Annotated in this window: 10 protein-coding genes and 1 pseudogene; 8 read left to right on the top strand and 3 right to left on the bottom strand. The window is 59.0% G+C overall.

Annotated features, from left to right (window positions below; genetic code table 11):
• Nucleotides 1-15: 15 nt before the first annotated feature.
• From ACVWZU_RS07960 to ACVWZU_RS07930, 7 genes and pseudogenes are all read left to right on the top strand, one after another.
• Entirely contained in the window at nucleotides 16-300 is a 285-nt protein-coding gene (locus tag ACVWZU_RS07960) for a DUF427 domain-containing protein (RefSeq protein ID WP_414328853.1), read from the top strand.
• 58 nt (nucleotides 301-358) lie between these two features.
• Nucleotides 359-943 (top strand): TolB family protein, encoded by a 585-nt coding sequence (locus tag ACVWZU_RS07955; RefSeq protein WP_414407272.1) that lies wholly within the window; start codon nucleotides 359-361, stop codon nucleotides 941-943.
• Between the two features lie 49 nt (nucleotides 944-992).
• A complete protein-coding gene (locus tag ACVWZU_RS07950) occupies nucleotides 993-2,168 on the top strand; it encodes an LL-diaminopimelate aminotransferase (protein ID WP_457439432.1) in 1,176 nt (391 codons plus the stop codon).
• A 112-nt stretch (nucleotides 2,169-2,280) separates the two neighbouring features.
• Nucleotides 2,281-3,024 (top strand): hypothetical protein, encoded by a 744-nt coding sequence (locus ACVWZU_RS07945; protein WP_457439430.1) that lies wholly within the window; start codon nucleotides 2,281-2,283, stop codon nucleotides 3,022-3,024.
• A gap of 247 nt (nucleotides 3,025-3,271) precedes the next feature.
• On the top strand, nucleotides 3,272-4,585 hold the full coding sequence (gene hisD / locus ACVWZU_RS07940) for a histidinol dehydrogenase (protein ID WP_414422451.1): 1,314 nt from the start codon (nucleotides 3,272-3,274) through the stop codon (nucleotides 4,583-4,585).
• Between the two features lie 201 nt (nucleotides 4,586-4,786).
• Nucleotides 4,787-6,015, top strand: a pseudogene (locus ACVWZU_RS07935) (RNA-guided endonuclease InsQ/TnpB family protein).
• 387 nt (nucleotides 6,016-6,402) lie between these two features.
• A complete protein-coding gene (locus tag ACVWZU_RS07930) occupies nucleotides 6,403-8,814 on the top strand; it encodes a glycoside hydrolase family 10 protein (RefSeq protein ID WP_457444255.1) in 2,412 nt (803 codons plus the stop codon).
• 66 nt (nucleotides 8,815-8,880) lie between these two features.
• Here ACVWZU_RS07930 and ACVWZU_RS07925 read toward each other — a convergent pair whose 3' ends face one another.
• Complete coding sequence (locus tag ACVWZU_RS07925) at nucleotides 8,881-9,291, bottom strand: hypothetical protein (protein WP_457441520.1); 411 nt, start codon at nucleotides 9,289-9,291, stop codon at nucleotides 8,881-8,883.
• 147 nt (nucleotides 9,292-9,438) lie between these two features.
• On the opposite strand from ACVWZU_RS07925, the gene ACVWZU_RS07920 reads away from it, so the two are divergent.
• Nucleotides 9,439-10,014, top strand: a complete 576-nt coding sequence (locus tag ACVWZU_RS07920) for a pseudouridine synthase (protein WP_457444253.1) — start codon at nucleotides 9,439-9,441, stop codon at nucleotides 10,012-10,014.
• Nucleotides 10,015-10,439: 425 nt separating this feature from the next.
• On the opposite strand, the gene ACVWZU_RS07915 is transcribed toward ACVWZU_RS07920, so the two are convergent.
• Both ACVWZU_RS07915 and ACVWZU_RS07910 read right to left on the bottom strand, forming a co-directional pair.
• The gene (locus ACVWZU_RS07915) at nucleotides 10,440-11,789 is read right to left on the bottom strand and encodes an adenylosuccinate synthase (RefSeq protein WP_457444251.1); all 1,350 of its coding nucleotides are present in this window, start codon (nucleotides 11,787-11,789) and stop codon (nucleotides 10,440-10,442) included.
• A gap of 211 nt (nucleotides 11,790-12,000) precedes the next feature.
• A complete protein-coding gene (locus ACVWZU_RS07910) occupies nucleotides 12,001-13,500 on the bottom strand; it encodes a S41 family peptidase (RefSeq protein ID WP_457444249.1) in 1,500 nt (499 codons plus the stop codon).
• Nucleotides 13,501-13,838: the final 338 nt, after the last annotated feature.

Below are 13,838 nucleotides of genomic sequence, written 5' to 3'. Positions count from 1 at the left end.
AAGAGGAGGTTTTCCATGCCCAGGGCCATCTGGAATGGGGTGGTGGTGGCGGAGACAGACCGCTACGAAACCGTAGAAGGCAACATCTATTTTCCGCCGGAATCTCTGCGCCGGGAATACTTCCAGCCCAGCTCTACCCACACCACCTGCCCCTGGAAGGGGGAGGCCAGCTACTACACCCTCGTGGTCAACGGCCAGGAGAACAAAGATGCCGCCTGGTACTACCCGGATCCCAAACCCGCTGCGGCCAACATCCGGGGCTATGTGGCCTTCTGGAAGGGTGTCAAGGTGGAGCCCTAGCCGGAGCCGAGTTTGTCAACTGGGTATGATGGGAAAAGTGGGTTGGAGAGGCGATGCCATGCTGACCGATGGCCGGATCCTGTTTGGCGCGGCCCGGTGGGCGAGAAAGCTGGGCCTGGCCGGATTGAGCTTGGTGCTGTTGGGCTGCAGCCCCGCAGGTTTTCGCACCCCGCGTCCCAGCCTGACCAACAGTGGCCTCAACAGCATCTTCCCCGATGGGGAGCCTGCTTTCAACGGAGATGGCCGCTACCTGGTGTTTTCCTCGGCCCGCAGCGGCAGCCAGGATATTTTTCTCTACGACACGGTGGAACGTCGCTTGGTGGATCTGCCCGGCCTCAACTCCAGCGACGTGGCGGCCACCTCGCCCGACATCAGCGCCGATGGTCGCTACATCGTCTATGTCTCCAATGCTCTGGGCAAGTCTGAGATTTTTCTCTACGACCGCGAAACCCGCAGGATAGAAAACATCAGCAGCCGGGTGCCAGGAGATGTGCGCAACCCCACCATCAGCGGCGATGGCCGGTTTATCGCTTTTGAGAGCAACGGCCAAGGACAGTGGCACATCGAGATTTTCGACCGGGGGCCGGCGGCCAGCACGCGTCCAACCTCACCTTCTTCCCCCACTTCTGGCGACAATCCCTGAGGGGATCCTCAAGCTAGGATAGACCCCCCTGCTTTGCAAGAGTTGTTGCATGTCGATTCCCCTCGCCCAGCGACTTCAGCCCCTCGGCGGCAATGTGTTTGACCAAATGGATCGAGCCAAGCGAGAGGCTCGTCGCTCTGGCCTGGATGTGATCGATCTGTCTCTGGGATCCTCCGATCTGCCCCCACCTTCAGACTCCTTGGCGGCCATCCAATCGGCTCTGTCGGATCCCTCTACCTATGGCTACACGCTGTTTCACGACACGGCGGACTTTCGGTCTGCCTGCGCCAAGTGGTACATGGGGAAGTTCGGCCTGGAGATCGATCCGGAAACAGAGGTGCTGCCGTTGATCGGATCCCAGCAGGGAACGGCCCTCTTGCCCCTGGCCCTGCTCAACCCCGGCGATGTTGCTTTGGTTGCGGATCCGGCCTATCCCTCTCACGTGGGCGGGATCCATCTGGCGGGCGGGATCCCCTACTACCTGCCCCTGCGGGCGGAAAACCGCTTCTTGCCCCGCTGGGATCGGATCCCGGAGGCAATCTGCCGGCAGGCACGGTTGCTGGTGCTGAACTACCCCCACAACCCCACCACTGCCACCGTCACCCCGGAGTTTTGGCAAGAAACCCTGCAGTTTTGTCAGCAGTACGACATCGTTCTGGCCCACGATTTTCCCTATGTGGACTGGCGTTTCGACGGCCAGGTAGCCCCTTCCGCGCTGCAGGCGGATCCCGATAAAACCCGCACCATCGAGTTTTTTTCTCTTTCCAAGTCCTATCACATGGGAGGGTTCCGGGTGGCCTACGCCATTGGCAGCCGAGAGCTGATCCGAGCCCTGCGATGGGTGAAATCCACCATCGACTTCCATCAGTACCAGGGCATTCTGCGGGGGGCAGCAGCGGCTTTGGCAGTTCCCGATAGTTTTTTGGAGCGCTGGCGGCAGGTGTACCGAGAGCGACGGGATATAGCTGTGGCGGCTCTACACCGCATCGGTTGGCCTGTGCCTTTGCCGGAGGCCACCATGTATCTGTGGGCGCCTCTGCCGGAGTTTTATCGCGGCTCTTCTGCCCAGTTTTGTCTGGACTTGGTGAGAGCCACAGGGGTTGCCCTGTCTCCGGGTTCTGGCTTTGGCCCCAGTGGGGAAGGCTATGTCCGCTTTGCTTTGGTGGTCGAGGGATCCCGTCTGGAGGAGGCGGTGGGACGGATCGAGGCGTTTTTGTCCCAGTGAATTTCCTAAATCCCAAAATCGAGCATCCACCTCTCGCAACTGCGGTTGGTTGTGCTCGTCCATCCTCGGGCAATCTAAGTCAGGATAAGAGTGTTACCCAAGTTGAGTGGGCATGGAGAAGGAAACGCTCGACAGTTTTTTGTCCATCCGCGGGGTGATGGGGGTGGCGCTCTTGAGTCGGACAGGTCGCCCTTTTTTCTACCGCTCTTTTCAGGATTTGGATAGCCGACAGCAACAGGCCCTCACCGAAGGGCTGTTTCAAGTTTTGCAGACCATGCCCCCAGGACTTGACTATTTTGATTTTCAGTTTGCCGAGCAGCGGGTCTTCGTTTACCCCCTCGGGCCGGAATGGGCGCTGCTGGTGGCGGTGAATGACGAGCTGGTGATGCCGGTTTACACCTTGGCCGTGAACCGCCTGCGAGCCGAGCTGCAGCAGGATACGCCAAAGGGCTTGGCCACCTTTCGTCTATTTACCAGCCAGGCGGAGGCAGGCCGGAACGCTACCCAGCCCAGTTCCGCTCCTGCGGCGGGCCCGCGCATGGAGATGGATGTCTTCGTGCAATCTCTGAACCGTCTCTGCCAGATGACAACCGGCTATTTGGGCAAGGCGGTGATCGTCAACTATTGGAAGGCAGCACGGCAGGAAGTGGTGGAACGCCAGGGATCCAAAGCAGAATGGCTGAACCAGTTCGAGATCGAGCGCAGCGGCCAGATCCACTACCGGGGATCCCTCAAGGAACTGGACGAATCTCAGCAAAGGGTGCTACGGGATTGGGTGCTGGCTTTTTTCCGTCGCTGTGAAGAGGTAATCCACGATTTTCGCAACTTGATCAAATCGACAGAACTGGGCCTATGAAAAAGGGGCAGGCTTTTTCCTAAGTAGGGCTATCGGCGAACTCTACCCGGCTCTTGGTCGAGGAAAATCCAGGCTAAGCTATGACCATGATCAACCCGGATCGCGCCAGGTGCAGACAAGATCCCTGCCTGGGGATGTCCCTTCTTGTCGCCGCAAGCCGACCCAGCGAAAGATCCGCTTTGCTACCGCGATGCCGCCGGATCCCTCGTTAGTATGGGGTTACGGCGCGCTATGCGAAGGAGTTGCCATGCTGAGAATCGTCACCCAGCTAGCCGAGGCTGAAGCCGAGCTTAGACGGATCTCGGAGCGCACTCAGGCTGACCAGAACCTGCACCGTGAAGCAACCGTGCGGGAGATCCTGCAAGCGGTACGCCGTCAGGGGGATCGTGCCCTGCTGGCCTATACGGCTGAGTTTGACCAGGTGGAGCTGAGCGTTGCCGAACTGAAGGTGTCTGGGGCCGAGCTAGAGGCAGCTTACCAGGCGGTGTCTCCGCAGTTGCTTTCAGCCTTACGGCTGGCCAAGCAGCGCATTGAGGCTTTTCACCGGCAGCGGGTGCCCAGCAGTTGGGTGAGCTTTCCCGGCCCTGAGATCGTTTTGGGCAAGCAATACCGCCCTGTGGATCGCGCCGGCCTCTACATTCCGGGGGGGCGGGCCGCCTATCCCAGCACGGTGTTGATGAACGCCATCCCGGCCCAGGTGGCAGGGGTGCCCGAGATTGTGATGGTGACGCCACCGGGATCCGACGGCTCGGGGGGCAAGGGGATTAGCCCGGCCATTTTGGTGGCCGCCCAAGAAGTAGGCATCCACACCATCTATCGCGTTGGAGGGGCTCAGGCAATAGGGGCTTTGGCCTACGGCACCGAGACCATCCCCAAGGTGGACGTGATCACCGGCCCCGGCAACATCTACGTAACTTTGGCCAAAAAGCTGGTGTACGGCACGGTGGGGATCGACTCGCTGGCCGGGCCATCGGAGGTGTTGATCATCGCCGACGAGAGCGCCAACCCCCTTTATGTGGCTGCCGATTTGCTGGCCCAAGCCGAGCATGATCCCCTGGCGGCGGCCATCCTTCTGACCACCGATCTCCAGCTGGCCCAGCAGGTGCAGCAGGCGGTGGCCACCCAGATGGAGGCCCATCCCAACCGTCTGATGGTGGAAAAGTCGGTGGTGAATTACGGGCTGATTGCGGTGGTGCCGGATCTGTCAACGGCGGTGGCTTTGTCCAACCTGTTTGCGCCAGAGCATTTGGAACTGCAGGTGGCAGATCCCTGGGCTTTGCTGGATCCCATTCGCCATGCGGGGGCCATTTTCTTGGGCCACCATACTCCGGAGGCGGTAGGAGATTACCTGGCTGGCCCCAACCATACCTTGCCCACCGCCGGTGCGGCCCGCTATGCCTCGGCTTTGGGGGTGGAAACTTTCCTAAAGCATTCCAGTCTGATTCAATACAGCTCAGCGGCTTTGCGGGAGGTGGCCAGCGCCATTCAGGCTCTCACACAAGCGGAAGGGTTGCCCGCCCACGGCCAGTCGGTACAGGTGCGGTTGGCGGAGGAGCGCTAATCAAGCCCTGGTCGCAGTTAGCTAGACCGCCGGGAAGCCCCACCCTCTGTTAGTGACTAGTGGCTAGTCACTATCCACTCACCACTATCCAGGGTGAGGGTCGGGATGAGAGGCAAGGACACGATGCTTTGTCCTTACTGGTGCTATGACCGGCGTAGCAGGATTTTATACGCTCATCATGAGAACTTTTATAAACTCATCATGAGAACTGCCTATCAATATCGCTTACGCCCTACCTCTAGCCAAGTTGCTCTAATGGAGCAATAGCTAGAGTTGTTGCGGAAGCACTATAACTATCGCTTGGCAGAGCGCTTTGCGTGGTGGGAACACAATCGCTGTGCTATCAATGCTTGTCCCTTAATCTGTCACTTGCCTGAGTTAAAAGACAATCCCGATTTCTACCCCCAGAAACGGGATTTGGTGAAGATGAAAGCCCTGTTTCCGCAGTACAGAGCAGTCCATTCGCAAGTCCTCCAGAACTGCATAGAGCGAGTGCACAAAGCATTCGACCGGTGGCTGAAGGGGGACGGTAACGGCAAGCGGGCAGGGAAACCCAGATTTAAGGGAGTTGGGCGGTATCGCTCCTTCAGTTTCCCCCCGATGCAACAGGACTGCATTTGCGGGCAGTTTATCCATCTGCCCAAAATCGGTGCTGTTCGGATAATTCAGCACCGTCCTTTGCCTGAGGGCTTTGTGATTAAGACCGCTGCCATCACCCGCAAGGCAGACGGGTGGTATGTGACCTTGAGCCTGCAAGATTCATCTGTCCCCGTATTTACCCCTGACCTGCCAACACTGGAGAACACCATAGGAATCGACATGGGACTGGACTCCTTTTTGGTGACCGACGCGGGGGAGTCTGTTCCAGTTCCCCAGTATTACCGCAGAGCCCAAAAGCGGTTAAAGAGACTGCAGCGGGCAGTGTCTCGCAAGAAGAAAGGGTCAAACCGCCTATGGCTAGTGACTAGTGGATAGTGACCAGTGGATAGTGAATAGTGACTATCCACTAACCACTATCTCAGCGCAAAGATTTTCATGACAAAACAGCGAACTGGCTGGTAAGCAAAGGCAAGCATATTGGGTACGAAGCCCTGAATATCAAAGGTGTTGCTAGAACCCGACTAGCAAAATCTACCTATGATGCTGGGTGGGGACAATTTCTGCAAATGCTGGCAGTCAAGGCTGAAAGAGCTGGGCTGAGGGCGATTGCAGTGAATCCCAACGGCAGCAGTCAAAACTGCTCTCGGTGCGGTCAAAGAGTACCGAAAGCGATTCAAGACAGGTGGCATTCTTGTTCCCATTGTGGGCTAGAACTAGAGCGCGACCACCATGCGGCCATCAACATCAAGCACAGGGCGGTGGGGCATCCCGTTCTTTTCGCGTCAGCGGGACGTAGTCCTCAAGCGCAGGAAACGTCCTTTTCGCGTTAGCGGCGCGGAGCGCTTTGCGTCAGCATGAGTGCGGGAGTATGTCACACTCCAAAATAAGCCCTATTTCTCAACCTGGACAAGCAACGGGATCCCTCGCCTGCCCTAGCGCCGCCTGGGGATTTCCCCCTTCCACTGGCAGGGATCCTCACCAACATCATTGTTGAATTGAATAATGTTGAATGGTCTGGGCGGGTGCAGGTTCATATCCGCGCTCCTGACGGATGGTCTTCAAAGAAAGGAGATCCAATGCTGTTGGCGGTTCGGTTCCCCAGTCCTTTGGCGGGACGGAGTCCTCAAGCAGGCTGGTCTGGGATGGTGAGGGATCGTTTCTGGGGGTTCATCTTAAGATCCTTCAAGCCCCCGGCAGTTTGTCTGGGTTTCCTCTGGGTGGGTCTGCTGGTTTGGACGGGATCCCCGGTTGCCCACGGCCAAAGCGCTGTCCACGGTGCGGAGCACCTTCTGACGGTGGTACGCTTGCCAGGGCAGAACTGGGCCAATATCGAGCGGCAACTGCAGCAGAGCGGCCTCAGCTACCAGGTGATCGACCGGATCGAGCCAGCAGGTTTGCGGGGGCGCAGCACAGTCTTTTTGCCAAACGTGAATCGCCTAACCGTTGCTCAAGCCCATGCTCTCGCCGAATGGATGCAACAGGAAGGGGGTCAGTTGATCGTCAGCGGCCCGCTGGAAATCCCTGCTGAGGCACGGGATCCCTTACGCAGCCTGATTGGCGCCTACTGGAGCGGAGATATTCCTCTGGCCAGTACGGTGCGCCTGACAGAGTTTGCTGAAGCATGGGCCCGCAGCGTTCAGGCGGCCGATCGCGCCAGCGGTGCGGAGCACTTTGTGGTTGCCGGGGGAGCCCTCTTGCCCACCGGCCCGGAAAGTCGTCTGGTGGCCGTCTGGGAAGAGGTGGACATGGGGGACAATGCCTATGCGGTGATTGCCAGCCGCCAGAGTGTGTACCTGGGTTGGCGTTGGGGGGAGTTTCCCGAGGAGACGGCGCAGTTGGATCGGGAGTGGTTGCAAGCGGCTCTGCGCCGGGCCCAAGGCCGTTTCGCTGCCCTCAGACAGGCTGCTGCCACCCCATCCCCTTTGCCAGCGGTGCGGAGCACCATCAACACCCTGGAGTTGCTGGCCATGCGCCAAGAGCTGGGGAGCTTGCTGGGTCGGGTAGAGGGATCCCTGTTGCTGGCTCGGGCCACTCAAGGGGGGGTAGAAGCAGCCGAGTACAAGCCCATTTTGGAGCAAGCCCGCAGCGTGTTGCAACAGCTACCGGCCTGGGTGGAGGCAGGGCAATACGAGCAGGCGCGGCAGGCTTTTGAACAGGCACGGGCGGATCTGTGGGCCCACTACCCGGTGGATCGGTTGACGGCTTTGTCTGAGGTACGGGCCATTTGGCTGGATCGGAGCACCATTGTCGAGGCAGGCTCTGAGGCAGGGCTGGCTCAGATTTTCGATCGCCTGGCTCAGGCTGGCCTCAACACCGTCTTTTTCGAGACGATGAATGCTGGCTTTGCCATTCATCCCAGCCGCGTCGCCCCCCAACAGAACCCCCTCACCCGTGGCTGGGATCCCTTGCGGGCGGCGGTGCGCTTGGCTCATGAGCGGGGCCTCGAATTGCACACTTGGATTTGGACTCTTGCGGTGGGCAACACCCGCCACAATCTGCTGCCGGAGATCAACTTGCCCCAAGACTACATCGGCCCGGTGCTGACGGCTCACCCCGATTGGGCCAATCTGGACAATCGTGGCCGTCTGTTCCCGCGCGGGCAGCCGGAAACCTGGCTAGACCCAGCCAATCCGCAGGTGCGCAGCTATCTCCTGGCTCTTACCCGCGAGCTAGTGCAAGACTACCAGGTAGACGGAATCCACCTGGACTACATCCGCTATCCCTTCCAAAACGCTGCCAGCCGCCAGGTGTTTGGCTTCGGTCGGGCCGCTCGTCAGGGGTTTCAGCAGTTGTCCGGCGTCGATCCGCTGGAGTTGGATCCCTTGAGGGATCGCTCCCTCTGGCAGTTGTGGACCCGCTACCGCACCCAGCAGGTGAACGAGGTGGTGGAGGCCATTGCCCGCACCGCCCGCTCCCTCAACCCGCGCGTGATCCTCTCGGCAGCTGTCTATGCTCTGCCCAAGCAGGAGCGCCTGCAAAGGCTGCAGCAGAACTGGGAAGAGTGGATCCAGGCAGGGGAGCTGGATCTGTTGATCCCCCTCACCTATGCGGGCAATACACGGCGTTTGGCGCAACTGGTGCAGCCCAATTTGGAAATTGTCAGCCGCTTCTCCACCCTCTTCGTCCCCAGCCTTAATTTGTTGAACTTGCCGCCCGTCGAGTTCTTGGATCAACTGCAGGTGGTGCGGGATTTGCCCACCGGGGGGTTTGCTTTATTCTCGGTGCGGCAGCTTACCCCAGAGCTGGAAGCCATCCTCAGGTCCTCCGCCATTGCCTCGACTCGCATTCCCTATCGGGATCCCTTTGGGGCTGTTCGGGATCGCTTCCAGGCGCTGCGGCAGGAGTGGATGTTTTTGCTCGAGCGGAAACGGTTGGGGTTGTGGGAGCACAGCCAATGGATGGAGCAAATAGAGCGGGTGCAGGGATCCCTGGCGGCCTTGGCAGCGGATCCCACCCCGGAAGCCCTGGAACAAGCCCGTCAGCAACTGGGCAACTTGAAAACCAATCTTGCCACTTGGATGCGGCTGGAATCTCTGCGCAACCCCTATCGAGTTCAAGTTTGGGGCAACCGTCTCGCGGCTTTGGAGATGATGCTGCGCTACGGAGAGCAAACCCTGATGAGGGCATGAAGCTCCCCTCTTGCGGGATGGGGATCCCATCTATCCCCAGAACTTCCCCAGAACCGAAAAAAACTGTTATGGGGTATCTTTCGGCATTTCCTCTGCGGGGTCAGGCCCTGTATCCGGCTCCTTGGGGAGAGCAGAGTCCTCAGGGCTGGGCAAGGACTCTGTCCTGCTGGCGCGAACCGCTTCCGGGGAGGTTTCTGGCTCCTCGTCATCGCTACGCGACGCTTCTGGGAACCCGTCAGCAGTGTGTGGCGCTGAAGCGGGCTGAGCAGCAACAGGTTCAGGAGCAGAAGGAGGTGCAGCTGGGATCCCGGCTTCTTCTGCAGGAACAACCGCAGGTGGCTGAGCAGCTTCTTTTTCCTTTTGCTGTTCGTAGCGGCGACGTTTGTTGCCCTCATCCACCAGCACGTACACCAGGCTGAGGAGAGAGAGCCCTGCTGTTCCAACCAAAACCCAGAGTAAGTTGTTGTCTATGGTCATGGGTTGAGCTCCGTCAAACGCTGCTGGCGATGGAGGGATATTGCTCCTTAAGGCTTGATCTTACCGTTGAAGCCGCTCTGCCAAATCTTTCTGCCAAATCTTAAAGATTGGAAAGGTTGGGTTCACAGTTTTGTTGTTTTGTGTGTCATGCGCTATCTCAAGTTCTACAAGCCTTATGGCGTGCTCACCCAATTCACCGACCGAGAGGGACGGCCCACCCTCCAGTCTTTTATCCCGGTGCCCAAAGTTTATCCGGTGGGGCGACTGGATCGCGACAGCGAAGGGCTGCTCCTGCTGACCGATGATGGTCGCCTCAATGCCCGCTTGATCGATCCCAAGTTCGGCCATGAGCGCACCTACTGGGTTCAGGTGGAAGGGATCCCCACCCCCCAAGCCCTGCAACAGTTGCAACAGGGGCTGATCATCCAAGGGCGAAAAACGCGCCCGGCCCAGGTTAAGGTCTTGGCTGAGGAACCCACCCTGCCGCCACGGGATCCCCCCATCCGCTTTCGCCGCTCCATCCCCACCACCTGGCTGGAACTGACGCTGCGGGAGGGTCGCAATCGCCAGGTGCGCCGCATGACTGCCGCCGTTGGGATCCCAACTTTGCGGTTGGTTCGGGTTGGACTGGGGCCCCTCTCTCTGGCGGGGCTTGCTCCCGGCCAGTGGCAAGATCTCAGCGAGGCAGAACTGGCCCAACTGCGGCAATATTGTTTTCCGTGACGTACTCCCGACTCCGACTGCTAGGTAGTACGGAGCAGGCTTCTCGCCTCAACGGGTAGCTATCGCAAGAACCCTCAGCGAGCAGACACAGGATGTCCCACCGCGTAGCTGCACCAGATTCCAACAAAGCTGTTCTGTACAGCTAGGTTGACCACAGCACAAAGACCGCCTTTCATCCCGACCCTCATGCTGATGCATAGAGGGCGAGGCTTCCCAGCGGACTAGCTAAACCATTGATTTTCTGACCTATTGCAGTTATTTCAAGTTAGATTAAGACGCTTTCAAAATGCTCCACGCTGCTTCTGCAACCACCCTCGGGCGGAAGACTTTCTCAGTGGCTCAGGCGTCTCACCCTAAACTGAAATGACTATAACTTACTGATCACTACAGTATTGTCCTTGTTCCCAATTGTGCTTGAGGCCCACTCAGTCGGGCATGAGGGCGTGGACGCGCTTGCCACCATTGGGATAGAGAAGGGCACGTTTGGGGCCGTGGATGGGATCTTCGACAATGATCGTCTGGTCGCGGCTGGCCCCCAGAGAAACAATGGCAATCGGCACCTGCATCAACTGCGCCAAAAACTTCAGGTAATCATGGGCTTCGGGGGGCAAGTCTTGGATGGAGCGGCAATCTTTGGTGGAACATTTCCAGCCCGGCAGGGTTTCGTAGATGGGTTTGCACTGGGCGAAAACCCGGGCATCGCTGGGAAAGTGACGAATTTCCCGCCCCTGGTACTCGTAGGCCACGCACACCTTGATCTCATCCAAGCCATCCAGCACATCCAGTTTGGTGATGGCCAGGCAGTCTAGGCCATTGATCCGCACCGCGTAGCGCCCAATTACCCCGTCAAACCAGCCGCAGCGCCGTTGTCGCCCTGTGGTGGTGCCAAATTCAGCACCGGTTGCCCCCAGGTACGCCCCGATCTCATCTTTGAGCTCGGTGGGGAAAGGGCCTTCCCCAACGCGGGTGGTATAGGCTTTAGCCACCCCGATCACCCGGTCAATGCTGGTGGGGCCAATCCCAGCGCCAATACAAGCGCCACCGGCAATGGGATGGGAGGAGGTGACGTAGGGGTAGGTGCCGTAGTCGAGATCCAACAGGGTGCCTTGAGCCCCTTCAAACAGGATGTTCTCCCGGTCTTCGATGGCTTGGGTGAGAAGCAGAGCAGCGTCGGTAACATAGGGGCGCAGCCGCTCGGCATAGGCCAGGTATTGCTCGATAATTGGCTCGGGATTCAAGGGCGGCAAGTTATAGATCTTTTCCAGCAAGACATTTTTGTAGGGAATGGCCCAACTGAGGCGTTCCCGCAACTGGTCAGGGTACATCAAGTCCACAACGCGAATGCCCATGCGCTCTGCCTTGTCGGCATAGGTGGGGCCAATACCCCGTCCGGTGGTGCCCAGCTTGTAGATGCCACGCCGCTCCTCTTCTGCGATGTCAATGACCCGGTGGTAGGGCAGGGTGACGTGGGCCGTTTCGGCAATGAACAGGTTGTCGGTGGAAATGCCCAATTGATGCAGTTGGTCGATCTCGGCCAGCAGAACCTCGGGATCGATCACCGTGCCGCTGGCGATGATGCAGCGTTTGTCGGGGTAGAGAATGCCAGAGGGGATCAAGTGTAGCTTGAAGGTTTGGCCCCCCACCACCAGGGTATGCCCTGCATTCACCCCACCTTGATAGCGGACGACCACATGGGCCTTTTCACTGAGGAGGTCGGTGATCTTCCCTTTTCCTTCATCGCCCCACTGGGCACCGACAACCACGACGTTTGCCAAGAGCTTCTCCTACAGTCCGTAGATGGCACAAAAAATCCCCTTTGCGGGGGTTGCTGCACTAATCTACCGCATCGCTCCGGGCGATGTTGAGAGATCAGGACAAAAAGATTAACAATCGATTAACTTTTCTCCGGCAGGGGACAACGTGGAGATGGGCGGGATCCCCGAACCCTCTGGCAAGCCAACAGAGATTCCCCAGTTGCCCTCGCCTTCAGCTCCCCGGCTTGAACAGGCCAATGGCCGTGACCTGGTTGGATCCCACCTCAAAGGCAAAGGCCAGGCCCAGGGCATCGTAGTTGACGTAGTAGCGGTCGTCGCGCAGATATTCTCGGCTTCCCTTGGGATAGGGTACCACCTCGTTGTAGCCGTTCTCGCCGGGCCCACCGTAAACGGCGATCACTTCCGAATAGGTGGAGCCGATGCGGATCCCTTCGCCAGTCATGGCTTCCGGGTGGGTGGTGTAGATGCGGTTGGCGAAAAAGCTATCCACAATGCCCGGATGACGGTAGGTGAAGAGGATGTAGTCTTGTAGGTAAAAGATCTTCAGGTCGCTGTTGGGCTGAAACACATTAGCTCCAGAGGCCGCTGGGATCTGATCGACATTGCCCAGCAGGTGGGTATCCACGTTGCGGGTATCCATGCCCAGCTCAAAGCGGCCAACTCGGCCCTCTTGCACCAGCACGGTAGGCCGTGGGGGCAGGGCAGGTCGCCGGGGGGGCAAGGCCAGCGCTTGCAGGCCGGCATTCAGCCAAGCATTGTCATCTCCTTCCACCGTCTGCAAAGGCACCAGACCCCGCTCCAAAGAGCGACCATCCCCTGTTTTCCAGGTGGCCACGGCCAGTTCTACCGCCGCGCCGGAGGGGAGAGCAAAGAAGCGGGTTTGTCGCTCGCTGCCTTGGGTGGGCTGCCCCAAAATGAGGGTGCTGCCGCTGGCTCCCAACTGGGCAGCCAAGAGGGTGGCCCCCTGGCGGGTGTTACCATCCACGAGAACGGCCAACGGGATCCCGGCGGCAATGGGCAGATTTTCGCTGTTCCAGAGGGTGGGCTGCCCAAATCGGTCTTCGGTAATCAGCAGCGGCTGGACGGAGCGGGGCAAAAACAGGCGCGCCACATCGGCCACCACTTGGGGGTCGTAGCCCACAGCTCCGCGCAGGTCGAGGACAATGCCCTGGCTGTAGTCTTGGGTGTAGAGGGTTTGGCGGATCTGCTGAGCCGTGGCCGGGGTGAGATCCGGCACAGCCAAGTAAACCTGGCGCGGGCCGATCCCGCGGGCTTGTACGGGAGGACGGGGACGGTTGAGCAAGTCCTTGAAAGCTTGCGGATCCCAGAAGCGATCGGCGGGATCCCCATACTCCCGCAGGATCTCTTGAATGAACTCGTACTCCACCTCAATAGAGGGGCGGGGATCCCCGTAGCTTCGGGCCAACAGGCGGGTGTAGAGGTCGTTGTAACTGACTGCGGCAGCTTGGTTGCCTGCACCCAAGGACTCGTTGATGAACAATCCCACCAGATGGCGGAGATCCAGCCCGACCGGCTCACGGGGAGGGGAAGGGGCTGCCGGGATCCCTGGATCGGGAAACGAACCTTGGGGATCCGAGGGCATGATGGGCACAGGAGGCAAGGCCGATTGGCCCACAGCGCTGCCGGGCGAGATCCCGGCGATCAGGGTGAGGATCCCCCAAGCCCCAAGTACGCGCGCAAATCCCTTCATGGCAGCCTGCCCTCTTGCAGATGTTGCGAATAGGATAAACCCTAAACGCTCCCCTTTGCCACTGCCAGCAGTGGTAGATATCTATTTTTTGCGACTTGGAACACTAGGGGCTGCGCCCCCTTGCTTTTGAAGGAAATGCCCTCAGCCAGAAAATCCCCAGCGCATTCACCAAATTTTCGGGCTGGAGGCCCGCACCATAGCCGCAGGCTTGGTGTCGGGAGGAAAGCCCTCCTCCATATAGGTTTTGCTGGTCAAAAGTCTGGATAAACTACAATAAGCCCATGAGCCAGACTATCTCTGTACGTTGCAAGCTGATAGTCCCACAAGAGTTGCGTCAA

This window comes from Thermostichus sp. MS-CIW-26, from assembly GCF_054059115.1.
Note: the sequence above shows the minus strand (reverse complement) of the source record. Positions and strands in the feature narration are given on the sequence as shown.

Excerpts from the sequence above, each read along its gene's own strand:
- ACVWZU_RS07960 (WP_414328853.1), top strand. The coding sequence starts at position 16 with ATGCCCAGGGCCATCTGGAATGGGGTGGTGGTGGCGGAGACAGACCGC.
- ACVWZU_RS07955 (WP_414407272.1), top strand. The coding sequence starts at position 359 with ATGCTGACCGATGGCCGGATCCTGTTTGGCGCGGCCCGGTGGGCGAGA.
- ACVWZU_RS07950 (WP_457439432.1), top strand. The coding sequence starts at position 993 with ATGTCGATTCCCCTCGCCCAGCGACTTCAGCCCCTCGGCGGCAATGTG.
- ACVWZU_RS07945 (WP_457439430.1), top strand. The coding sequence starts at position 2,281 with ATGGAGAAGGAAACGCTCGACAGTTTTTTGTCCATCCGCGGGGTGATG.
- hisD (WP_414422451.1), top strand. The coding sequence starts at position 3,272 with ATGCTGAGAATCGTCACCCAGCTAGCCGAGGCTGAAGCCGAGCTTAGA.
- ACVWZU_RS07925 (WP_457441520.1), bottom strand. The coding sequence starts at position 9,291 with ATGACCATAGACAACAACTTACTCTGGGTTTTGGTTGGAACAGCAGGG.
- ACVWZU_RS07920 (WP_457444253.1), top strand. The coding sequence starts at position 9,439 with ATGCGCTATCTCAAGTTCTACAAGCCTTATGGCGTGCTCACCCAATTC.
- ACVWZU_RS07910 (WP_457444249.1), bottom strand. The coding sequence starts at position 13,500 with ATGAAGGGATTTGCGCGCGTACTTGGGGCTTGGGGGATCCTCACCCTG.